The following is a 21,094-nucleotide window of genomic DNA, read 5'->3' on the forward strand; positions in this document are numbered from 1 at the left end:
CGGGACGGCGGCCGGCGCCGCACGCCGCGACACGTGCCCGTCGCGGCGCGCGGCGCCGGGTTCAGCGGACCGTGACCTCGTCGACGAAGACGACGGCTCGGCCCGTACCACCCGCGCCCCGACGCTCGAACTGCACGCCGATCTCCCGGATATCGCCGGGCGAGCCGACCCCGGCCAGGTTGAGGGTCAAGGTCGTGGCGTCCGGCCCGAGCGGAACGGCGCCGGCGTCGTACCACGTATTGGCGGCGGTGGTCTTGACGTAGAGCTTGGCCGTGCCGCCCGACGCCGTGGCCCGGACAGTGGCGGTCAGGGTTCGGCGACCGGACAGGTCGGACTGCGCGCGGCGGTCCACGTACGCCTCCGGGGCCGCGAGGTCGATCTCGGCGCCGAGCGAACGGCCGCCCTCACTCGCCCAATCGTTCGTACTCGCGGGCGCGGTCGCGGTGAGGTAGCCGGTCCAGCCCTCGGTACCGGACTCGAAACCCGAGAGCAGGGTCGGCGCGGCAATCGCGGTGACGTCGTCCACGTACACCGCGCTGCGCCCGCTCGCGCCCGGGGCGGGCCGGAACAGTACGCCGATCTCGCGGACGTCGCCGAGGTCGGCCACGCGGCTCAGATCCAGGCTCAACACCGCGCCGTTCGGGCCGATGCGGACCGCTCCCCCGTCGTACCAGGCCGACCCCGCGCCGGTGCGGAGGTAGAACTTGGCGGTGGTGCCGGCGGCGTGGTTGCCCCACTCGGCGGTGCGGACCGTCGCGGTCAACGCCCGGTAGCCCGTCAGGTTTTGCGGGGCGACGCGGTTCAAGTACGCCTCGGGGGCGGCAAGATCGATGTCCGCTTTGAGGGATCGGCTGCCCTGCGCCGCCCATTCGTCCACCGACCAGGGCCCGGCCAGGACCTGCCATCCGCCCCAACCCTGCGCGCCGGACTCGAAGTCCGCGAGCGGGACGGGCGTTCCGGCGGGGATGAGCCCACCCTCGGTGCGCGCGGACAGCGCGATCTCACCGCGCGTGATCGTCCACGGGTCGCTCATCAGCCGGGCCGCGCCGGTGTTGGCGGTGGGCCGCCACTGGTCGTTCCAGGCCATGAAGTAGGCGGTGGCCGGGAATCGGGTACGGATCGCGTCGATCCACTTCCCGTAGTCCAGCGGTATCTCGATCACCCCACCGGGACCGCTTCGCGGCCCGATCTCGGCGAACGCGAACGGCTTGCCCAGCGCGACGAGTTCGTCGTACCCCTGAACGGCGGCGGGCTCGCGCACATAGCAATCCAGGCCGACGACATCGGTATACGCCCCACCCGGGTAATAGGACGAGCGTTTGCCGTAGTTGCAGTCCGGCGCGTACACCCACAGCAGGTTGTGCAGGCCCTTGACCTCGGTGAGATAGCCGTACATGTCACGCCACACCGCGGCGAACGTCTGCGGATCCTGCGCACTCCACCAGAACGAGTCGCCGTTCATCTCGTGCAACGGCCGGAACAACACCGGCACACCCGCATCCGCGAGATCGCGCAACCCCTCCGCGACCCGGTCGAGTTCGGCCTGCCAGCGCCGACCGGTCCCGGTGGTGCGGTCGGTGAGCCGATCGAACGTGGCCAACTTGCTGAACAGCCCGCTCCAGTCCGGCTGATCCGGATTGGGCAGGTGGGCGCTGACGGTGACCAGGCCACCGGACGCCGCCCAGTCCTTCAGGGTCGCGTTGCAGGTGTGGTCGATGGCGTTGCCGTCATGCCCGTAGTCACACCCCAGCAGCCCGGGATACGCACCGGTCTGCGCCTTCGACTCCTCCACCTGGTCGAGGGAGAAGGTCTTCCCGCTGTATCCGGCGAACTGTCCGGACACCACCCGGTTCTGCGCCCGATTGCCCAAGTGCCCGAGCCAGTCCCGGACATCGCGGGTGGCGGAGGTGGCCTGCGCATCACTCGGCGGCACCGAATGCGCCCGAGCCGCCGACACCCCCGTCCCCGTCGAAACCACCAACGCAGCCACCAAGGCCGCACATCTTTGCCCCCATCGCGATCGCACGCAGCTCAACCCCCGTCGAAAGTGATCATCACGACGGCACACAGGCTAACCACGTCGGCGACGGCACGGTCGACGTGCGGACCATGACCTCTCGCCCTTTTGGCTCGATTCCGCCCGATGGACATCCCCGATGCTCGTATTCTGACCCCGCCATGGCGGAGTGCCGACTGGGGTGACGATGGAACCCGGCCGGATCATCGGGGGACGCTACGAGACGATCACGCCCACGCGACGCGGTCGTCGCGATCGTGGCGGTGAAGTATGGGACGCGCGCGACCTGTTGCACGGCCACATCCTCACGCTCGAACTCCACTGCGCTGCACCCGATGCCGTGACGAACCTTCCTCAGGGGCGTACGCCGGGGGCGGTCCGGTTCGATCACCCGCATGTGGCCACCTTCCATGACTGGGGTATGGACCGGGACACCCTGTTCATCGTGACGGAGCGGCTCCACGGCTCCACCATCGAGGAACTCGTCCGGCGGAACGGGTTGATCCACGGCGAACTCCTGTACACCATCGCCGTCGGGATCTGCGAGGCGATGGACGCGGGGCATCTGTTCGGGGTCATCCACCGCGACCTCAACCCGCGCAGCGTGATGCTCACCGGCAGCCACCACTGGGTGAAGGTTCTCGATTTCGGGATCGTCGAATTGCTGGAGACTGTGGTTCCTCCGTTGCGCCTGGTCACCGCGAGCTGCGCGGCGCCGGAACGCCTGACCGAGGACGGCGACGAGCGCACGGACCTGTACGCGTTCGGCAGCCTGCTGTTCCTGATGGCCACCGGTCGAGCACCCTTCGTCGGGGCCGATGACACGGAAATCATGCGACGCAAGGCGGCCGAGGACGCACCTCGACTCGACACCCTTCGGCCGGACACACCCGCCGCGCTGACAACGCTCGTGGCAAGTCTCCTGGAGCGCGATCCGGCACGACGCCCCCGGTCGGCTCGAGAAGTGCGCCTACGCCTCGACGGCATCGGGCTGTGGAATCCCCGGCCCGATTTCGGGCCGGGGATTCCTGCGGCCGGGGTCGGCAACGCGCCACCCACACCGGGCCCGCCGCCTCGGTCCGCGCCGGGAAGTCACGGCCCGCGTCCGCACGCGTCCGGTCCCCCTCGCGATGTGTACTCCGACATCCCGGACCCGGACATGGACCCTCCGCTCAGCAGCCCGAGGCGGTCGTCACGGGGTGGACGGATTCGTGGGCTCGTCGACCGGCTCCGCGCTCGCTGGGCCTCGACCGACGCTCACCCGCCGGGCGACGACGCCCAGTACGACGAAGCCTGGGGCTTCGATGAGGTATCCCTCCCCGAGGACTCGGAGTACGTGCTCGATATCCACGACGAGGCGCTGTTTTCCGCCGAGCGATCCGTCTTGGTGAAGCAAGTCTTGGCGGGCCTCTACCCGCGTTCCGTCGAACCGTCCGCCCGGGCGGCGATCAGCCCCGGCGACCTCGATCGGGTGGACGCGCAGGTGATCAACTTCCGCATCGAGGACGCGCCGACGGACACGGAAGGCCGACTGCGCGTCGATCGGGCGTACGTCGGGATGTTTCGCGTGGGCGCGGACGATCCGCGGAACCTGGCCGAGGGAGAGCGCCGCATCCCGGCCGCGGACATCCCGGCCGCGGGCCTGCACACGACGTGGGTCGTGTGGTCGAACACCGTGATGCTGGAGGCGCATTCGGGTGTCGCCGCCGGGTACGACGGCGTCGAGGTCTCCGTGGCCGAGGAGGGGGAGCGTACCCAGTGCATGGCGCGGTTCGACCTGCTCGTCCCGCCGTCGGGCGAGTCCACCGCACGCCGACTACGGCTGACCCCGCGCGTCGCGGACGGGGCGCGGATCGACGTCATGGTGTTCGTCGGCGAGGACGTCTACCGCGAACTCGTCATCCGCCTCGATGTCTTGGCCGACACGCCTCCCGCTCCCGCGCCGACCTCGTCCACCGCGTCGACCCCGTCGGGCCGGCCGGGCCCGTCAGTGCCATCGGCCCCCACGTTACCCCCGGCGGTCCCCGCACCCCCGCCGCCCCCGGCACCCTGGGCACCTCCGGAGCCCCCGACTCCCCCGACGCCCCCGCCGCCGCTCGCGCGCCCGCCACAACCCCATCCGCCCACGCGTCCCGGCCCCCGCCCGCCCCGCGTACGGTCGGCGACCCGCGCGTCCCCCCGCGGCGCCGGAATCACGTCCATGCACCTCACGCGCAGCCTGCCCGCCAGGCACACGCGGCCACGAACCGCGCCCGCCGAAGAACCCCGTGACCGCACCACACTCAGCCTCTTCCTGGTGCCGCCCCAAGCCTTGTGGGAGAAACGCGCGTTCACGCCCGCCATCGGCACCGACCTGTACACACACGGCCAAGTCCCCTGGACCTTCAAGGACGTCGCCAGACAACGCATCGCCGAGGCCCGACGCGCCCTCGAAGAGGTGCGCGAACTGCTCGCCGAGCACTGCCCCGACATCACCCCCGCCGACCTCGAAGCCCGCCTGGCCCACTACCGGTTCGACAACCCCGCCCGCCCCGACGCGTACGCCTTCGGAACCACCGACCCGAGCACCCGGGACACCATCGCCCGGGACCGCCGGATGCGGAACCTGGCATACGCCGGCGCCCGCCTCCGCGACGCGTTCTTCCCACCCGGCACCGCGCTGCGCGAACGCATCGACGCGCTCGGCCCCGGCGACCACCTGCGGATCACGTGGTACCCCGAACCACCATACGAACTCCCGCACGTGCCCTGGGGTTTGATGTACCGCGGCGGCATCCCCGCGCAGGGCGCCCCGATCGACGCCGACGACTTCCTCGGCCTGCGACTGCGGATCGCGCACCGCGCCCACCGGCGCGAGTCGGACCGCGCCCTGGAACCGGCCGCGACCCGGGCCCACCTGCTGTACTGGGGCGCGGGGGCGAATGACGAGACCGCCCGCGCGGCACGCGAGCACGAGGCCGAACTACGCTCTTGGTCACCGCTGTTACTGCCCGCCGCCGCGGACAACCGCAAGGCCGAGCTGACCGAGTTCCTGCGTTCGCCCGCACCGCGCCCGGTGTCCCTGGTCTACGTCTACTGCCAGTGCACGACCGGAACCGGAACGGCACCCGTACTACGCTTCGGCGCGAGCAACGACGACGAGGACGTCCTGGAGTTGGTCGACCTCGGCGACGAACCCTTCGCGGACCAACCCCTGGTCTTCGTCAACGCGTGCGAAACGGTCTCCGCCGACGCCTTCTTCACCAACGAACTCCGGGAAACCTTCCTCAGCCGGGGATGTCGGGCGTACATCGGCACCGAGTGCAAGGTCCCGACCGTGTTCGCGGCCCGATTCGCCACCGTCTTCTTCCACTTCCTCTACACCCGCGACCACCACACCCGAAATCCCACCGCCGTCGGGGACGCCCTCGCACAGGCCCGGCGGTTCTTCCGGAACGTGTACGGGCACCCCGGCGGGTTGTTCTACTCCGCCGTCGACGACGACCAGGTCTTCGTGGCCCGCTCGGACGAGGTCAGCACCGCGCTGGGACACCACACACCGACGAACGGCTTCGGCCACGGACCGCCCCGGACGAGGAGACCATGACCGAGCCCACCGCGGACCCGATCCCGCGCTTCCTCACCGCCGACAGCAACGAGCGCCTGGCCCTGGCGCACGACCCCCGCGCGAGCGCCGCGCTGACCGAACTCCTCGGCGCCGACGCCCTCGCCGAACTGCGCGGCCTCTCGCCCACCGGCACACCCCACCTCGGCGACGCGGGCCCCGTCGACCTGATCTTCGTCCCCGGCGTGATGGGCAGTGTCCTCGCGAGCCAGGGCCTGGGCGGGGTGTGGTGGCTGGACATCCGCTCCCGCGCACACATCGACGACCTCGCGCTGTCCCCGGACGGACACCACGACGCGCACCCGGCGTTCCGAATCGCCCCCGTCGCCGTCGACGCGAGCTACGAGAGTTTCCTCCTCGCCGGCGCGCGGCGCGCCGACCTGCGGCACAGCGCGTTCGCCTACGACTGGCGCAAGCCCCCACACCTCGGCGCGGACCTGCTCGCCGAACGTATCCTCGCGCTGCGCCCGAAGCCGGACACCCGCCGCCCGGTGCACGTGGTGGCGCACAGCATGGGCGGCCTGATCGTGCGCACCGCGCTGATGCGCCACCCCGAACTGTGGCGGCACATCGGCAGGATCGTCTTCCTCGGCACCCCGCACCACGGCGCTCCGGCCATCGGCGGCTACCTGAAGAACCACCTGTGGGGATTCGACACCCTCGCCCTGCTCGGCCGCTACCTGAGCCGCGACACGCTCCGCTCGATGTGGGGTGTACTCGGCCTGCTGCCGGCGCCCGCCGACGTCTACCCCGGCGGCGAACACCCGCACCCCTGCCTCAACTTCGACGCATACCGCGCAACGGACTGGCGCCTGGACCTGTCGGCGGCCGGCGAACTGCGCCTGCAAACGGTCCTGGACGCCGCGGCGGCGCACCACCGCGCCCTGCACACCTGGCACGCGGAACTGGGCCAGAGCCGACGCGATCGGATGGCGGTGATCGCCGGGGTCGGCTACCGCACCCTTTTCCGCCTCGCCTACGTCCCCCGTTTCGGGCACCGGTGGGAGCACATGGACCGCGTCACCCGCAGGATCCCGGGCAATCCGCACCGGGAGGGCGACGGCCGGGTGCCCGTCGCCTCGGCCCGCCTCGCCTCCATCGGCGAGATTCGCTACGTGCGCGGCGAACACGGCGCCCTGCCCGCGATACCCGCCGTCCAGGACGACACCTGGCGCTTCCTCACGGGCCGCCCCATGCGTCTGCCCCGAACGCCGGCCGCCGCCCTGAGCCCGCACCTCGCCGGCGACGAAGCCGTGTCCACCCCCGCGCTCACCGGCTCCCGCGTGGATCGCGACCGGGATCCGGAGGATCCCGGCTACCTCGACTTCGACGCCCCCTCCCCCGATGTACTGGACGGCCTGGACGAGCGGCTGGAGGCGGGCCGGCTACCGGACTTCGTCCGAACCCGGCTGCTGTGACCGGGCGGCACCGGCGTCCGTCGGTGCGCACAGGGTCCGGCGGACCGCGTCGCGGAGCCAGCGGTGGGCGCCGTCGGCGGTGTGCCGGGGGTGCCAGGCCATGCCGATGGTCACCACCGGCAGGTCCAGGGGGATGTCCAGCAGACGCAGCCCGAGGGCTTCGGCGTCCCGGGTGAGGGGCGAGGGGGCCGCGCCGGGAAGCGCGGCGGGTACGAGGCACACGACGTCACTGCGGGCGGCCAGGGTCATCGCGGCCAGGTGAGCGGGAAGGACGATGCCGACCCGCCGCCGCAGGTCGTGCTCGGCCAGCGCCGCGTCCAAGGGGCCGGTGAACCTGCCGCGGCGGCTGACCGCGACGTGTTCGGCGGCGGCGAGCCGAGCCGGCGTCAGCTCCCCCTCGGTCAGCGGATGGCCGGGCCGCACGGCCGCCACCATGCGCAGCTCGACCAGTGCCTCGACCCGGGTCTCCGGATCCACGTGGTCGATCGAACCGACCTCCAGGTCGATCCGGCCGTCGCGCAGCGCGGGCCCGGCCTCCAGTTCCTCGGCCCGGATCCGGAACGAGACACCCGGCGCCTCCCGCCGACCCAGCTCCAGCAGCCCCGGGGCCAGCGCCGCGCCGACCACGTCCGCGGCCTGGAGCGTGAACGTGCTGCGCAGGCCGGCCGGGTCGACGCTCGCGCCCGGCCCGAGCAGCGCTCCCAGGCTGCGGACGACCGCGGCGGCCTCCTCGCGCAGGGCCTGGGCGCGCGGGGTGGGAACCATGGCCTGCCCGGCCCGGACCAGGAGGGGGTCTTGGAGGATGCGGCGCAACCGGGCGAGGTTGCGGCTCATCGCGGCGGGCGAGGTATGCAGCCGCGCGGCGGCGCGCGTCACGCTGTGCTCGGCCAGCAGGGCGTCCAACGCGATGGCGAGATTGGCGTCGATGACCGGATCCGGGCTGCTCACCAGCATTATTCCATTTCAGTCAATGATTCCGTGCCGAAGTTCCCATTGTGGCATCACGGTGACCCTCAGCAGGATGAGGGACGTAACGAACCGGCACGACACACGAGGTTTTCCATGATCGTCATCACCGCTCCCACCGGGAACATCGGCCGTCACCTGCTCTCCGCGCTGCTGAAGTCCGCCCCCGCCGCGGGCGAGGAACTGCGCGTGATCGTGCGCGACCCCGCCCGACTCCCCGAACAAGCGCGCGGAGCCGTCGACGTGGTCACCGGCTCGCATGCGGACGCCGACGTCCTCGACCGGGCCTTCGACGGCGCGGACGCCGTCTTCTGGCTCGTCCCCCCGGACGCCGCCCTGACCCCGCACGACGCCTACATCGGCTTCAGCCGCCCCGCCGTCAAGGCGCTCGCCGCCCACGGGGTCGGCCACGTCGTCGGCGTCTCCGCACTCGGCCGCGGCACCGCGCTCGCCGACCGGGCCGGCATCGTCACCACCTCGCTGGCCATGGACGACCTCATCGCCGAAAGCGGCGCCGCCTACCGGGCCCTGGCCTGCGCGTCCTTCTTCGAGAACTTCCTGGAAGAGGCCGACTCGATCCGCGAACACGGCTTCTTCACCGACACCGTCGAGGCCGACCGCAAGGCCCCCCTCGTCGCCGTCGCCGACATCGCCGCCGCCGCGGCCGACCTGCTCCTGGACCGCTCCTGGACCGGCACCGGCAGCGTTCCCCTCCTCGGACCCGAGGACCTGTCCGTCAACGACCTGGCCCGCATCATGACCGAGCAGTTCGGCCGCCCCGTGCGCTACGAGCGCCAGTCGCTCGACGACATGTACACCACCCTCGTCGGCTACGGCCTCAACGAGGCGTTCGTGCAGAGCATCGTCGACATGAAGCGGGCCAAGGACCAGGGCCTGGACGCCGGCATCACCCGCACCCCGGAAACCACCTCGCCCACGAGCTTCGAGCAGTGGTGCGCCCAAATCCTCAAGCCCGCAGTCCTGTCCTGAGATCCGCCGCCGAGCGCCCGGCGCCCGGCGAACTCCCCGATACCACCTACCACCCGCCTTGGAGGCATCCCGATGTCCACCGACCAGACCGAACCCCCGGTCACCGCGTTCATGCTGGTCAAGACCACACCCGAGTGGCTCGCCCTGACCGTCGAGGAACGTGTGCACGCCTTCACGACCCAGGTCCTGCCGGCCATCGAGGCCAAGACCACCGGCGTGCGATCACGCTTCTACGACACGGAGTTCTACTCCGTACGCGTCACCGACGTCTGGGTATGGGAGGCCGACGACCACAAGGCCTACCAGCTCCTGATCGACGCTCTGCGCGAAACCCCGTTCTGGGACCGCTACTTCGAGATCGTCGACCTCCTCGTCGGCACCGAGAACGGCTACGCCCGCACGTACGGCCTCGAACCCGTGACCACCATCAGCACCTGACCCACCGATGCCACCTCACACTCGTGAGGCGACCGGCTGTCGCCGGGAGTTGAGTGAAACGCTCGGCCGGGATTCCCGAATCCCGGCCGAGCGTTTCGCGTTGCCCACTCGCTACGCGCAGGAATCCGCCCACACGTGCGAACGCGGGAACACGCTCCCGTCGAGGTTGCGGCGGCTACCGGGGGGAACGCAGCCGATTTCCTTCTGCAGGTGTTTGTCCGCGAAGTAGGTCACATTGATCAAGGTCTCGCCCGCCGCGGCGCCCTTTCCGTTGTTGAAGACCGATCGTGGCGCAGTGGTGCCCGCCCAACTACAGACGTTCTTCCCCGCGAGCCAGTCGGCTTCGTCTCCCACCCAGGCACACATCCGGCCCCCGCCGTCGGGCTCGGTGAAGAAGCAGACGCTGCCCGGGATGCAGCGGTCATAGGCGACGGGAGTGGCCGGGGCCGATGGCGTACCCGCCGGAGCGGACGGGGGTTCCGACCCCTTGGCCGTCGGGGAGTTCGAGTCGTCCGAGCCCAGGAGAAACGCCGTACCCGCCGCCACCACGCAGACCGCCGTGACGAGGGCGGCGGAGAGCAGGAGGCGTTTTCGGCGCGACGACTCGGGGACCCCGGTGGGAAGTTGCAGCCGCTCGATGCGCCGGAGCAGGGAGCGCGCGTCGTGCGGGGCGCGCGCGTCGTGGCTCGGCGCCAGACAGTCGCCGATGATCTCCCGCCACCCGGGCGGCAGTTCTGGAGCCAGGCGCAGATCCTGCTCGCCTCGTACGTAGTGCGTCAGCGCCGTGCGGCGCGCGGCGGCGGTGGGCCCGGGCAGCGGCATGGTCCCAGTGAGCACGAGGTGGGCCAGGACCCCGAACGCCCAGATGTCGGCGGTGGGGCGCACCAGTCGGCCGCGTTCGGTGATGTCGCTCCACAACAATTCGGGCGGGGTGAAGTCGGGTGTGGCGAAGCCGGGCGCGTAGGCGTGGGTGCCCTCCAGCTCGGCGGCCATGTTGAAGTCGGCCAGCCGGATGGTGCCGTCCGCCATTACCAGTACGTTGCCGGGCTTGAGGTCGCCGTGCACCCAGCCGGCCCCGTGCAACTGCACCAGCCCTTCGCAGATCTGGGTGAGCAGCACCGGCGCGGACGGGGGTTGCGGTGTCCGGCTGAGGACTTGATCGAGCGAGGTTTCGGCATGGTCCAGCACGAGGACGGTGGCACCGTCGAGGTCGGGCAGATCCGGGTCGTCGACGGTCAGCACGTCGTGCATGCGGATGAGCCGAGGCGCGTGCACGCGGCGCAGCACCTCGATCTCACGCTCCGCCAGGTCGCGCAGGTGCCGCAGTTGGCGCGGCGTGCGCGTGCCGGTGGGCAGGAACTTCAGCGCGGCCCGGCGCGGTTCGACCGCCGTGGTGCGACGCGCGGTGTACACGCTGCCGAACCCGCCGGAACCCAGCAGGCGTTCGACCCGCCAGGAGCCGATCTCGTACCCGTCGGGCACGGTCACGGTGCTCGGTCGCGGCTGCTGCCCGGTCACCGCTCCTCTCCGACGCCGGCGTCCTCACCCAGGAGGGCCAGGTCCTCTTCCCGAACCAGATCGAAGCGCAGCGCCACCGCGACCAACGACTCCTTGATGCCGTTGCGCCGCAGGCCCGTCTCCGCGCTTTCCCGCGGTGGCCGCAAACGCAGCTTCACGGCAAGGTAGTTGATGTTCCACTGGACCGTCGCACGGTTGGCCGCGGACCACCCCGGACGCAGCCGCCGTACGATCTCCTCGGACGTGGGCAGCGCGGTGTGCGCCGGCATGTCGCGCAGTCGCGGCTCGCACAGGGCGACCAGGACCGCGAAGTAGCGTTTGCTGCGATCCAGGCAGAAGGCCGGCACGGTGGTGGCGCCCTGCGGCTCCCACGGCTCCGAACCCAGGTAGTCGTGGCGCGGCGCCCACACCTCGACGGCGAGCAGTTCGTCCGCCGCGGGTAAGAGGATGCGCGCGAACTCGAAGGGAATGGGCGCGTCCAGGCGACCGGGAGCGAGCTTGATGTGCTCACCCGCTCCTTCCGGGTTCTCCACGACATAGGTCTGCCGGCGGTTGAGATTGCTCAACGTCCAGAACGCACCCACGGCCGTGATCTCCCCCGCCAAGCGGGACACCCCCTTGTGGGCGAGCACCAGACTGTGGCTGTGACCCAAGAACTCGGCCTCGCGGCCGAAGACCAGCCGCTCACCGGGAACGAGGCCCACTTGGTCCTGACGTCCCGTACATCCCGGCGGTACCACGATGATGCCGTGCATACATCCCCCATGAGTTTGTCGACCAGCGTACGGCCGCACCCGGTCGTCCATGCCGCGGTTCCAACATCTCGGTTCGTGGGGACAACCGTGGGGCGGGCTCGGGGTGACGGTTCGGGTCGGTAGCGTGGTCGGCGTGCACATACATCCCGAAGGCGAGGCGCCGGTGGCGGAGTTCCCGTGGTTGGGGGACCTCGCCCGGGTCGCGATGTTGCTGAATCCGGCGAGCGGTGTGCCCGATGTGGGTGACAGCGGTGTGGGCGGGCCGTTGTTGTGGCCCGCCGGAGAACCGTGGCCGCAGTGCTCCGTCGGTCACTGGGTCTACCACCGCGACCCGCTCAGCGCGGCGGAGCGCCGGGAGTGGCAGGAGATGGACGAGGCCCGCAAGGCCCGCGCACGCAACGGCACCGGCGCACACAACGTCCTCACGCACGAGGAGGCGGCCGCGCAGAAGCAGATCATGAACGGTGCGAGTTCCCTGGACATGCTCACGTGGGAACGGATCTCGACGCGACCGGACCCGTGTACCGATCCCGTGGCGATGGTGCCCGTGCTGCAGTTGCGCGCGTGCGATGCCCCTCGCGTGTTCGAGGGACGCGACACGGACCTCCTCCAGGTGTTGTGGTGTCCGAACGACCACGAACACGAGGACGTGGCCGGCGGATACCCGTACGGCGGCCCGCGGCTCGAACTGCGGTGGCGGCGCAGCACGGAGGAAGGGCTCACCCCGGCCACACCGCCGCAGCCGCGACGGGCGGCGGACGGGTACATCCCGCAGCCGTGCACGCTGAGCCCCGTCGAGGCACAGGACTTCCCCGAGCACGACGACCTTCCGGAGGACCTGCGGAACGTGGTCGAGACCTGGTGCGAGAAGCAAGACTGGGACTACCACGCCGATTTCGCCTGCCTGGACGGATGGAAAGTCGGCGGTTGGCCGTCCTGGCACCTCACCGACCTCCAGCGGATCATGTGCTCCCGACCGGATTGCGGACGCCGCATACAACTGTTCCTGACGATGGACAGCGGCGGTGATCCGTCGCTCACTGTCGGCCGCTTCGGTGAACTGCGTGTGTTTGTCTGCCCCGAAGACCCGGGTCACCCCATCGCCTCGAACATTCAGTAGCCGGTTTCGGCGAAATCCCGCGCTCCCGCTTGGACCATCGCGGTCGCCACCCGCCGCCCCCGGGGCCTGCGCGCCCTGGTCGTATCCGGCGGTTTCGCCGCCAACCCGGTCACCTCGAAACCGTGGAAGGCCCTGATGCGGGCGATCGGCAAGGCCCGCGGCCCGCTCTACCGACAACTGACGCTGCGAGCCCACGCCCACCGGCTCGCCTCCCCGTTCGACGGCGAGGGACAGGTGCCCTGGAACGAGGGGCGCAGCCGCGAACTGTTCCTCGACAACACCCCCGCCGTCTCCTTCGGCGCCCGCGTGCGGACTGCTCTCGCGGCCGACTACGTCGACGTGCTCGGCCGAATCCAGGTCCCGACCGGCCGACCACCCGCGACGGCGCCCGTGCGTAGGGCCGAACACCTGCGGTTGGCGATCCTGGCAGCGCAACGCGAAGGCAACCGGCTGCTGATCCAGGCCCTCAAGCCCCACGGCATCACCCCGTCCCAGGCCGAGGTGCTGCGGCTGCTCCAGCAGCACGGCACCTTGAGCCTGAGCGGGCTCGGGCAGCTCCTGGTGTGCGAGAGCGGCACCAACGCCAGCCGGCTGGTCGACCGCGTCCGCGTCCGCGTCGAACCGCCGGAGACCCGGCCCGACCTGCTCATCGACCGTGTCGCCGCCTGTTTTCGAGACTTGATCATGCTTGTGGTCCGACGATGGGTGCGTGACGGGTTGGCGTAAGGCGTGTCTGGTGGGTGTGGCGGTCGTCGGGGTGGTGGCGGCGGTGGGGTTGGTCGTGTTGACGGTGGTCGCCGATCTCGACGCGGCGGCCGCGGTGGGCAGTGTGGTGGGGGCGGTGGCGGGTGTCGCGTCGACGTGGGTGTCGGTGGCGGCGTTTTTGGGGGCGGCCGGGTCGACGACGGTGCGTGCGGATGGCGGGTCGAACGCGGCGGGCGGGGACATGCGCAACGCCTCGGCCCGTGACACCGGCTCCGGTTCCGGGTCGGCTCCGGTGTCCGGGCCGGGTGTGTCCGCGTCGGGCGGATCGAACGCCGCAGGTGGAGACATGGACGGTCCGACCGCGCACCGCGGCCCGTGACGCGGTGGCGCCGCCCCGCGCGGCCCGCCGAAGCCGACGCCCCTACCGCGGTGCCGGGTGTTTCGGCGACGGCGGGGTCCAACGCGGCGGGGCGCGACCTGGTCAACCCGGTGGCGATCCACGCCGAGTACGCGTTGCCGGCGGAGGCGTACGCGCCGATCCCCGACGACGCCGCCCGTCCGGGGGTGGCGAACATTCGCCGCACCGCGTTGTTCGTCGGCCGCACCGGCGAACTCGGCGCGCTGGAGACCGCGTTCACCCGGACCGGTGAGGTCGTCGTGCACGCGGTGCACGGGTTGGGCGGGGTCGGCAAGTCCGCGCTCGCCGCGCACTGGGCGGCGGCCCGGGACGAGCCGGTGCGGTGGTGGATCACGGCGGAGGACCCGGCGAAGGTCGACGCGGGACTGGCCGCGCTCGCGCGTGCCCTGCACCCCGGACTGGGCACGCTGCCCGCCGAGTTGCAGACCCAACGCGCCGTCACGTGGCTCGCCGGCCACGACGACTGGCTGCTCGTCCTGGACAACGTCGAGGACGCCACCCACATCGACCCACTGCTCGACCGGATCGCCGGACGGGGCCGGATCCTGATCACCACCCGCCGCGCGACCGGCTGGCACCATCACGCCACCACCATCCGCCTGGACGTCCTCGAACCAGCCGAAGCCGTGGACCTGTTCACCCGCATCCTCACCCACCAGGGCCCACGCGAGACCGACGGCGCCGACGCGGTCTGCGCGGAACTCGGACACCTGGCCCTGGCGGTGGAACAGGCCGCCGCGTACTGCGCGGAAACCGGGGCGGGCGATCCCCTTGTACGAACGCACTCTCGCCGACGCCGAGCGGGTCCTCAGCCCCGGTCATCCGTTGATTGCAGCGGTGCGCGTGGGCCTGGAACGGGCGCTGTCCACGTAGCAGGCAATGGCGGCCACCCGCAGGGTGGTTACGGCGGCCCAGGCTTGAACAGCCCAGCCGCCGGCGACGTCCCGAGCGGTGTGAGGCTGTGATGACGGCGCGTCCTACGGCTCGACGTCCGTCCGGTCCGAATCGGGCGGGTTTCGGAGGGATGGGTTCAGAGTCGGTAGCAGCCGTATGCGCGTGGGGCGGGGGCGCCGGGTGGGGTGGGGAAAGGGCGGGATCTGGCGGGTGGGGCGCCGTCGCTTGGGAACCAGATGCCGTCGTCCGGTACGAGGAGGGTGAGTGAGGCCGTCCAGGTGGGTTGGGCCGGGTCGAAGGGTTGCACGCGGGCTTCGCCGGTGTTCGGGTCGATGTGTTCGATCGTTCCGGGCGGGTGGGTTCGGCGCAGGCTGTCGCTCGTGTGTTTCGCCTTGTCGCCGACTCCGATGCGGCCGGGCCTGGGCGGTGGCGGGATTCGGCGTGCGTCGTCCGAGGGCATGACCCAAATGACCCGGCCGCCGCGCGGTTGCACGGTGAGCTTTTGGCCGCCGTCCGGGAGGGGTTGCGCCATGAGGATCTGGCCGGGCCGGCGCACCTCGCGGATGGCGTCGTTGGTCGGTTCGACCCAGTCACCCTCGCGATACATCACGGCCCACCCCCGCAATTTCGGCGGATTCGTCTTCCAACACCCGCAGGTGGCCGCAGTGCGTCCGGAACTCGGTGCCGCCGGCGAGGCGCACGAACGCCTGGAGGTTGATCACGGCGGCGAACGTCCCGATCCGGCCGGAGAGTTCGCATCGGACGGCGCGCTTGCCGTTGGCCTTCCAGAAGCGGGCCACGTGGTCCGTGGTCCAGTCGTGCGGGTCCTCGGGATAGTTATCTACGGTGGGCATACCTGTCCTCTCGGTTGCCGCCAGTACTGATTCGGCCACTCTGTGAACAAGCATCGATCCGACGCCTAGGCTGCAATAGCCATTGGGGTTTACGTGACCTGCCATAAAGGGGGGATCCATGAGCGATGAGGCCCAGGACGAGGCGCCAGTCGTAGAGGTGTTCGGACGCATGGTCGCAACGCTTCGCGAAGCCGCCGGATACCGGCAAGCCGAACTCGCGCGCGCCACCTATGGTTTGAGTCCCGCCCGGTTGAACCAGATCGAGCGAGGAACCGGGCACCCCCCGACTCTGGCGAACGCAATAGCTTTGGATGCCACCCTCAATAGCGATGATCTCCTGACGAAGCTGTGGAAGCACGTCACCAGTCGGATCTTTCCGGCGTGGTCCCAGCCCTTCATGGATTTCGAGAGCAGAGCCGTCGAGATCCGCAAGTATCTCGTCCAGTTCGTGCCTGGCCTTCTCCAGACGGAGGACTACGCCCGGGCAGTGCTGCGCTTGGGCCGGGCGCTGCGGGATGAGGCTCAGCTCGAAGAACGGGTTCTCGGTCGATTGGGTCGGCAGGAAAGGCTCACCGGTCCGGACGCGCCACATCTCTGGGTGGTTCTTGACGAAGCTGTCATTCGGAGACCAGTCGGCGGGCCAGACAGCATGCGTCAGCAGCTTGCGCGACTACTCGCAACCGAGCACCACGACCGAATCAACGTACAGATTCTCCCCTTCGGTGAGGGTGAACACCCGGGCATGGGGGGCTCGTTGACGCTCCTCACGATGCCGGACAAGCGCAAGGTCGCCTACACCGAAGGCGCGGATGTCGGACGTATGATCGAGGATCCAACCGAGGTCGGACAGTGCACCATCACTTACGATCTGCAACGGGCGCGAGCCCTACCGGTCGGAATGTCCATGAACATGATCCGAGAAGCCATGGAGGGCCTGGACCGTGCGCGCTTCCCGAGTTCAGCTCGAACCCTACGCCTGGCGAAAGTCCAGTCACAGCAATTCAGAGGGAGGAGACTGCGTGGAAGTCGGCACCGCCACCTCCCTCGTCCCCGTTCGTGACAGCAAGGACCCGGAGATAGGCCGGCTCATATTCGGCGCCGCCTCGTGGGCGGCGCTGACGGCTTCGCTGCGGGCCTGACATCCCGTCAGCCCGGTGTCGTGTGGCCGGCGCGTGTGAAGCGGGCGCCCCACTCCCGGATGTGTGCGGCGAACTCCGGTGGGCCCAGGATCTCGAACTCGGCGCCCACGTTGCCCAGTGCCTGGGTCGGCCAATCCAGGGACGTCGAGGTCATGGTGAGCAGGCAACTGTCCCCGTCGAGCGGTTCGATCGTGCCCCAGCGGCCGACCAGTTGCCGCACGTGCGAGGACGGCGCGTGCACACGGACCTCGACTGTATACGGAGCCGGCGCCCCGCTCGCCGCCCGAACGAAGGCCACGGCGTCGTCGGCCGGTAGCGGGCGCGGTCGAAAGCGCGCGCCGGTCGCCGTCGGGTCGGTCAACCGGTCGAGGCGGAAACTGCGCCAGTCGTGCCGAGCGAGGTCGTAGGCGACCAGGTACCAGCGTCCGCCGAGCGCGACGACGCGGTGCGGCTCGACCTCGCGCTCCGTAGGCGCGGACCCCCTGGCCGTGTAGCCGAACCGCAGCCGCTCCTCGTCCCGGCACGCCTGCACGATCACGGTGAGCACCCCCGCCGCCACGACCGGCCCGGACACGGCGGCGGAGAGCGTCATCGCGCGCAGGGCGTCCACCCTGGCCCGCAGCCGGGGCGGCAGGACCCGTACCACCTTGGTGAGCGCCCGCAGCGACGCCTCTTCCAACCCCGCGATCCCGCTCTGCGCCGCGTCGCCGATGCCCACCGCGAGGGCCACCGCCTCCTCGTCGTCCAGCAGCAGCGGCGGCAGTACCGCGCCGGGCGCGAGCTGGTAGCCGCCGTCGGTACCCCGGGCGGCGTTGACCGGGTAGCCGAGTTCGCGCAACCGCTCGATGTCGCGGCGCAGCGTGCGTTCGGAGACCCCGAGCCGGTCGGACAGTTCCGGGCCGGACCAGTGCCGATGGGTCTGCAGCAACGAGAGCAGTCTGAGGGTCCGTGAGCTGGTGTTCGCCATGCCGACAATCCTGCCCGGACTTCCGGTCGGAAAGTGACCGGAAGCCTCCCTAGAGTCGATCTCGAAGGTCACACCCGAGGCAAGGAACAAGACACGTGATCACTCGTGAAGTCCGACTGACCGCCCGAATCACCGGTACGCCCACGCTCGACCATTTCGCCGTCGCCGAGACCGAGGTGGACGGCGAGGTGCTGGTACGTACCGACCGGATCGGGCTCGCCGCGACCTACCTGGAGCTGATGCGGGCCGACTGCACCATCCCGGTGCCGGCCTGGCAGCCGGGGCAGCGGGTGGGGGTGGCCGTCGTCGGTACCGTGGTCCGATCCGACAGCCCCGACCTCGAAGTCGGCGACCTGGTGCAGTCGATGGCCGGCTGGAGCGAGTATTCGGCCGGACCGGCCGACTCGTACCTCAGGCTCGACCGCGAAGCGTTCGCCGACCCCGGCCACCACCTGGGTCAGGGCCCGACCGCCTACTACGGGATGGCCGACGTGGCGGGCGTGGGCGAAGGCGACGTGGTCTTCGTCTCCGGCGCGGCGGGCGGGGTCGGCTCGCTGGCCGGGCAGATCGCCAAGTGCCGCGGCGCGGCACGGGTGATCGGCAGTGCGGGCAGCGCGGCGAAGGTCGACTGGTTGGTGAACGAGTTGGGCTACGACGCCGCCTTCGACTACCACGACGGCCCGACGGCCGAACGGCTCGCGGAACTCGCGCCCGACGGCATCTCGGTCTTCTTCGACGTCGTGGGCGGCGAGCAGTATCGGGGCGCGCTCCAGGCGGCCCGCCCGGGCGCACGCTTCGCCCTCTGCGGGTCGCTGTCCAGCCAACTGGGCGACGCGGCGGACCGTTTCCCGCAGCCCGACCGCGCGGCGGCCGAGGCCGCGGGCGTCGAACTGCTGCCGTTCTCCTGCCACCACACACCGGATCAGATCGCGGCTTGGCGCAAGCACTTCGGCGGTTGGCTGAGCGAGAGCCGGTTCGTCTACCCACAGACGGTCGTCGAGGCCGGAATCGCCGACGTACCGCAGGCGTTCCTCTCCCTGCTGCGGGGCGCCTACCGCGGCAACGTCTCGGTACGGCTGCCGTAGGCACCCGTCCCTGCGCCCCCTCCCCGCACTGAACCGACCACAGCAGCCCCACGCCGGGAAGTCCGGTGCTCGGCGGGTCGGTTGTCCCCTCGGCGCCGGGTGCCGGATCGGTCCGCAGGTCCAAAGGCGCGGATCGGTCGCGACCGGGGCCGTCGTGCGCGTATCCTCCGGCTCCTGCCAACTTCGTGATCTTGGAGGCCCTTCGTGCCCACCCTGCCGTGGACCGTGCCCAACGCGCCCGGGGACACCACGTCCGCCCTGGTCATGGCGTCGCGTTTCGAGGTGCGCAGCCTCAAGGACGTACCGCGCTTCTTCACCAAGTCGCTCGCCGCCTGGCGCCAGGTCAAAAGAGCCCCCGGCTGCCTGGGCGCCTCCCTCATCGCCCGTCCCTTCAAGCGCACCTTCCTGACGCTCTCCGCGTGGGACGACCGCCAGTCGCTCATGACCTTCAACGGCACCGATCCGCACCGCGGCATCGTGACCGCGATGCGCCCGACGATGAAGACGTCGACCTTCGTCTTCTGGAACGTCGAGGTCGGCGACCTCCCCATCAACTGGGCCGACGCCGAACGCCGCATCGCGGAAAAGGCCGCGACCCAACCGGACGCCGGCTAGTACTCGGCGGCGGCTCCCGGGGGCCGGAACGGCCCGACGGCGGTTGCCGCGGGGTATACGCGATCGACCGACACCCTGGGCCCGGGGTGTCGGTGCGACCAAGCGAAAGTGCCGTATTCGGCTGAACGGAACACCGGTTCAACGAAGTGACCGGGGCGTACTCCTGGTATGACTACCTATTCACGACTCGCAGTCGGCGACAGTGCCGCCGTCGGGGCCGACGTCGCACTGGTCGATCCCGGTGCCACCGAAGAGGGCGTCGACGCCCGCTCCACCCTTGAGGATGTCGTTCCCGGCGTCGCCTTCCAGCGTGTCGTTCCCGTCGCCGCCGATCAGCAGGTCGTCGCCGGCGGCGCCGCGCAGCTGGTTGTCGGCGGCGTTGCCGGTGATGGCGTCGTTGTACTGACTGCCGCGCACGTTCTCGACGTCGGAGTGCACGTTGATGTTCGTGTAGCCGTTCTGGCCGTCGTCGGCGACGTCGTCCAGGGTCACCGTCACCGGGCCGGTGGCCAGGGTGAAGGCGATCTCGTCCCGACCGGCGCCGCCGAAGACCTCGCGCGGCGCGGTCGAGGTGGGGTCGTACACGACGATCGCGTCGTCACCGTCGCCACCTCGGGTGACGGTGCCCACCCTTGCGTAGAGGACGTCGTCCCCCGCGCCGCCGTCGAGCTCGCAGCGCGACGCGTCCACGACGTCGTCGTCCGCGCCGCCGTTCACACGGCAGTTCACGCCTGCCCTACCCGTCAGCTGAACGATGTCGTCTCCGGCACCGAGGTCGACGACGACCGAGGTGAAGTTGGCGCTCTGGCAGACGGCCGCTCCGGAGGCGTTCTTCGTGCAACCGTTCCCGACCGTCACGCCACCGCCGGGGGTGGAGTCCGACACGGTCCAGCCGGACGCGGATCCGGTGACCGTGACGAGGTTGTCCACCGCGCCGGCCGAGGTCGCGTGCAGCACACCGTCGTTGTCGACGTACACCGCGGTGCGCGCGACCGCGGCAGCCGATCCGGATGTGCCGGCTCCGGCGATCCCCGTTCCGGCGATCCCGACCGTCACGAGCAGCGCGGTCGATAACCGCGCTAACCGACGTCCATGAGACATCGAAGTTCCTCTCCTTCTCTCACTCTTCGCGCGTATACCCTTCCGGGGGACGCTCGAGATGACACGAACACCGCCACGTCGCGCGGCCATTGGCGGCCCGCGTACGAAACGGGCCCAGGGGAGCATCCCTCGTGGACCCGCGACGGCGTGGGCGTCTACCCACGCGTCACAGAATCCCCTTCCGGAACATCCGCCACAGCGAGGATTTCAGACAAAAAATTCGAATAGTGACGATCTTGGTGTCGGCGGCGCGCGCGGTCAGTAGACGCCCCCAGGGCCGCTTCGAACGCCATTTCGAGTGCTGTTCCGCCGGTTTTCGGTCAACCCATCCCGTCTCCGACCCGGCGGATACATCCCGAGGTCATCCGAACAATCCGAACAGGACACCCGAGACCGTGCACCGGAGTGGCCCGATCTCGGCGGCTCAGTGACCAACTCCCTTTGGAGAAAGGTGAGTTCGAAGATCCGATGGCGGCTTTCGGTGACCCGC

At 70.4% G+C, this 21,094-nt stretch carries 20 protein-coding genes; 12 read left to right on the forward strand and 8 right to left on the reverse strand.

Annotation, left to right across the window (positions count from 1 at the left end; translation table 11 throughout):
- Positions 1–61 precede the first annotated feature (61 nt).
- Positions 62–1,933 carry a glycosyl hydrolase gene (locus ACFXKZ_RS45595; RefSeq protein WP_380011891.1) on the reverse strand — a complete coding sequence of 624 codons (1,872 nt, stop codon included), beginning with the start codon at positions 1,931–1,933 and terminating at the stop codon, positions 62–64.
- A 271-nt stretch (positions 1,934–2,204) separates the two neighbouring features.
- Here ACFXKZ_RS45595 and ACFXKZ_RS45600 point away from each other — a divergent pair, with 271 nt between their 5' ends.
- Both ACFXKZ_RS45600 and ACFXKZ_RS45605 read left to right on the forward strand, forming a co-directional pair.
- Complete coding sequence (locus ACFXKZ_RS45600; RefSeq protein WP_380011974.1) at positions 2,205–5,603, forward strand: protein kinase; 3,399 nt, start codon at positions 2,205–2,207, stop codon at positions 5,601–5,603.
- Positions 5,600–7,039 carry an esterase/lipase family protein gene (locus ACFXKZ_RS45605; protein WP_380011894.1) on the forward strand — a complete coding sequence of 480 codons (1,440 nt, stop codon included), beginning with the start codon at positions 5,600–5,602 and terminating at the stop codon, positions 7,037–7,039. The genes ACFXKZ_RS45600 and ACFXKZ_RS45605 overlap by 4 nt, the downstream gene beginning before the upstream one ends.
- On the opposite strand, the gene ACFXKZ_RS45610 is transcribed toward ACFXKZ_RS45605, so the two are convergent.
- Positions 7,007–7,993, reverse strand: coding sequence for a LysR family transcriptional regulator (locus ACFXKZ_RS45610; protein ID WP_380011897.1), 987 nt, complete (start codon positions 7,991–7,993; stop codon positions 7,007–7,009). The two genes, ACFXKZ_RS45605 and ACFXKZ_RS45610, sit on opposite strands and share 33 nt — an antisense overlap.
- A gap of 108 nt (positions 7,994–8,101) precedes the next feature.
- Here ACFXKZ_RS45610 and ACFXKZ_RS45615 point away from each other — a divergent pair, with 108 nt between their 5' ends.
- Complete coding sequence (locus tag ACFXKZ_RS45615) at positions 8,102–8,995, forward strand: NAD(P)H-binding protein (protein ID WP_380011900.1); 894 nt, start codon at positions 8,102–8,104, stop codon at positions 8,993–8,995.
- Between the two features lie 72 nt (positions 8,996–9,067).
- Positions 9,068–9,433 carry a darcynin family protein gene (locus ACFXKZ_RS45620; RefSeq protein WP_380011903.1) on the forward strand — a complete coding sequence of 122 codons (366 nt, stop codon included), beginning with the start codon at positions 9,068–9,070 and terminating at the stop codon, positions 9,431–9,433.
- Between the two features lie 111 nt (positions 9,434–9,544).
- Here ACFXKZ_RS45620 and ACFXKZ_RS45625 read toward each other — a convergent pair whose 3' ends face one another.
- Both ACFXKZ_RS45625 and ACFXKZ_RS45630 read right to left on the reverse strand, forming a co-directional pair.
- Positions 9,545–10,951, reverse strand: coding sequence for a protein kinase (locus ACFXKZ_RS45625; RefSeq protein ID WP_380011906.1), 1,407 nt, complete (start codon positions 10,949–10,951; stop codon positions 9,545–9,547).
- Positions 10,948–11,706, reverse strand: coding sequence for an FHA domain-containing protein (locus ACFXKZ_RS45630; protein WP_380011909.1), 759 nt, complete (start codon positions 11,704–11,706; stop codon positions 10,948–10,950). The genes ACFXKZ_RS45625 and ACFXKZ_RS45630 overlap by 4 nt, the downstream gene beginning before the upstream one ends.
- Positions 11,707–11,839: 133 nt before the next feature.
- On the opposite strand from ACFXKZ_RS45630, the gene ACFXKZ_RS45635 reads away from it, so the two are divergent.
- The 4 genes from ACFXKZ_RS45635 (at position 11,840) to ACFXKZ_RS45650 (ending at position 14,914) form a co-directional block, all read left to right on the forward strand.
- Complete coding sequence (locus tag ACFXKZ_RS45635) at positions 11,840–12,826, forward strand: hypothetical protein (protein WP_380011912.1); 987 nt, start codon at positions 11,840–11,842, stop codon at positions 12,824–12,826.
- Positions 12,827–12,961: 135 nt separating this feature from the next.
- The gene (locus ACFXKZ_RS45640) at positions 12,962–13,552 is read left to right on the forward strand and encodes a hypothetical protein (RefSeq protein ID WP_380011915.1); all 591 of its coding nucleotides are present in this window, start codon (positions 12,962–12,964) and stop codon (positions 13,550–13,552) included.
- Complete coding sequence (locus tag ACFXKZ_RS45645; RefSeq protein WP_380011918.1) at positions 13,536–13,910, forward strand: hypothetical protein; 375 nt, start codon at positions 13,536–13,538, stop codon at positions 13,908–13,910. Before ACFXKZ_RS45640 ends, ACFXKZ_RS45645 begins: the two co-directional genes overlap by 17 nt.
- 50 nt (positions 13,911–13,960) lie before the next feature.
- On the forward strand, positions 13,961–14,914 hold the full coding sequence (locus ACFXKZ_RS45650) for an NB-ARC domain-containing protein (RefSeq protein ID WP_380011921.1): 954 nt from the start codon (positions 13,961–13,963) through the stop codon (positions 14,912–14,914).
- Between the two features lie 65 nt (positions 14,915–14,979).
- Here ACFXKZ_RS45650 and ACFXKZ_RS45655 read toward each other — a convergent pair whose 3' ends face one another.
- A complete protein-coding gene (locus ACFXKZ_RS45655) occupies positions 14,980–15,450 on the reverse strand; it encodes a hypothetical protein (RefSeq protein ID WP_380011924.1) in 471 nt (156 codons plus the stop codon).
- Complete coding sequence (locus tag ACFXKZ_RS45660) at positions 15,434–15,697, reverse strand: hypothetical protein (protein WP_380011927.1); 264 nt, start codon at positions 15,695–15,697, stop codon at positions 15,434–15,436. Before ACFXKZ_RS45660 ends, ACFXKZ_RS45655 begins: the two co-directional genes overlap by 17 nt.
- Before the next feature lie 118 nt (positions 15,698–15,815).
- Between ACFXKZ_RS45660 and ACFXKZ_RS45665 the strand changes: the two genes are divergently transcribed.
- The gene (locus tag ACFXKZ_RS45665; RefSeq protein WP_380011930.1) at positions 15,816–16,757 is read left to right on the forward strand and encodes a Scr1 family TA system antitoxin-like transcriptional regulator; all 942 of its coding nucleotides are present in this window, start codon (positions 15,816–15,818) and stop codon (positions 16,755–16,757) included.
- Entirely contained in the window at positions 16,717–16,836 is a 120-nt protein-coding gene (locus ACFXKZ_RS45670) for a DUF397 domain-containing protein (protein ID WP_380011933.1), read from the forward strand. The genes ACFXKZ_RS45665 and ACFXKZ_RS45670 overlap by 41 nt, the downstream gene beginning before the upstream one ends.
- A 7-nt stretch (positions 16,837–16,843) precedes the next feature.
- Here ACFXKZ_RS45670 and ACFXKZ_RS45675 read toward each other — a convergent pair whose 3' ends face one another.
- Positions 16,844–17,803: a helix-turn-helix transcriptional regulator gene (locus ACFXKZ_RS45675; protein WP_380011936.1), complete on the reverse strand. Its 960-nt coding sequence runs from the start codon at positions 17,801–17,803 to the stop codon at positions 16,844–16,846.
- 95 nt (positions 17,804–17,898) lie between these two features.
- Between ACFXKZ_RS45675 and ACFXKZ_RS45680 the strand changes: the two genes are divergently transcribed.
- Together ACFXKZ_RS45680 and ACFXKZ_RS45685 are read left to right on the forward strand one after the other, a co-directional pair.
- Positions 17,899–18,888 carry a zinc-binding dehydrogenase gene (locus ACFXKZ_RS45680; RefSeq protein WP_380011939.1) on the forward strand — a complete coding sequence of 330 codons (990 nt, stop codon included), beginning with the start codon at positions 17,899–17,901 and terminating at the stop codon, positions 18,886–18,888.
- Positions 18,889–19,092: 204 nt separating this feature from the next.
- Complete coding sequence (locus ACFXKZ_RS45685) at positions 19,093–19,503, forward strand: DUF3291 domain-containing protein (protein ID WP_380011942.1); 411 nt, start codon at positions 19,093–19,095, stop codon at positions 19,501–19,503.
- Positions 19,504–19,683: 180 nt separating this feature from the next.
- Here ACFXKZ_RS45685 and ACFXKZ_RS45690 read toward each other — a convergent pair whose 3' ends face one another.
- Positions 19,684–20,604, reverse strand: a complete 921-nt coding sequence (locus tag ACFXKZ_RS45690; RefSeq protein WP_380011945.1) for a calcium-binding protein — start codon at positions 20,602–20,604, stop codon at positions 19,684–19,686.
- Positions 20,605–21,094: the final 490 nt, after the last annotated feature.

Origin of the sequence: Embleya sp. NPDC059237 (genome assembly GCF_042754105.1) — a bacterium.
GTDB lineage: Bacteria > Actinomycetota > Actinomycetes > Streptomycetales > Streptomycetaceae > Embleya.

Bases quoted from the DNA above. Each gene is read 5' to 3' on its own strand.
- ACFXKZ_RS45675 (WP_380011936.1), bottom strand. From the start codon at position 17,803: ATGGCGAACACCAGCTCACGGACCCTCAGACTGCTCTCGTTGCTGCAG.
- ACFXKZ_RS45615 (WP_380011900.1), top strand. From the start codon at position 8,102: ATGATCGTCATCACCGCTCCCACCGGGAACATCGGCCGTCACCTGCTC.
- ACFXKZ_RS45690 (WP_380011945.1), bottom strand. From the start codon at position 20,604: ATGTCTCATGGACGTCGGTTAGCGCGGTTATCGACCGCGCTGCTCGTG.
- ACFXKZ_RS45665 (WP_380011930.1), top strand. From the start codon at position 15,816: ATGAGCGATGAGGCCCAGGACGAGGCGCCAGTCGTAGAGGTGTTCGGA.
- ACFXKZ_RS45655 (WP_380011924.1), bottom strand. From the start codon at position 15,450: ATGTATCGCGAGGGTGACTGGGTCGAACCGACCAACGACGCCATCCGC.
- ACFXKZ_RS45600 (WP_380011974.1), top strand. From the start codon at position 2,205: ATGGAACCCGGCCGGATCATCGGGGGACGCTACGAGACGATCACGCCC.
- ACFXKZ_RS45620 (WP_380011903.1), top strand. From the start codon at position 9,068: ATGTCCACCGACCAGACCGAACCCCCGGTCACCGCGTTCATGCTGGTC.
- ACFXKZ_RS45605 (WP_380011894.1), top strand. From the start codon at position 5,600: ATGACCGAGCCCACCGCGGACCCGATCCCGCGCTTCCTCACCGCCGAC.
- ACFXKZ_RS45660 (WP_380011927.1), bottom strand. From the start codon at position 15,697: ATGCCCACCGTAGATAACTATCCCGAGGACCCGCACGACTGGACCACG.
- ACFXKZ_RS45640 (WP_380011915.1), top strand. From the start codon at position 12,962: ATGCGGGCGATCGGCAAGGCCCGCGGCCCGCTCTACCGACAACTGACG.
- ACFXKZ_RS45630 (WP_380011909.1), bottom strand. From the start codon at position 11,706: ATGCACGGCATCATCGTGGTACCGCCGGGATGTACGGGACGTCAGGAC.
- ACFXKZ_RS45610 (WP_380011897.1), bottom strand. From the start codon at position 7,993: ATGCTGGTGAGCAGCCCGGATCCGGTCATCGACGCCAATCTCGCCATC.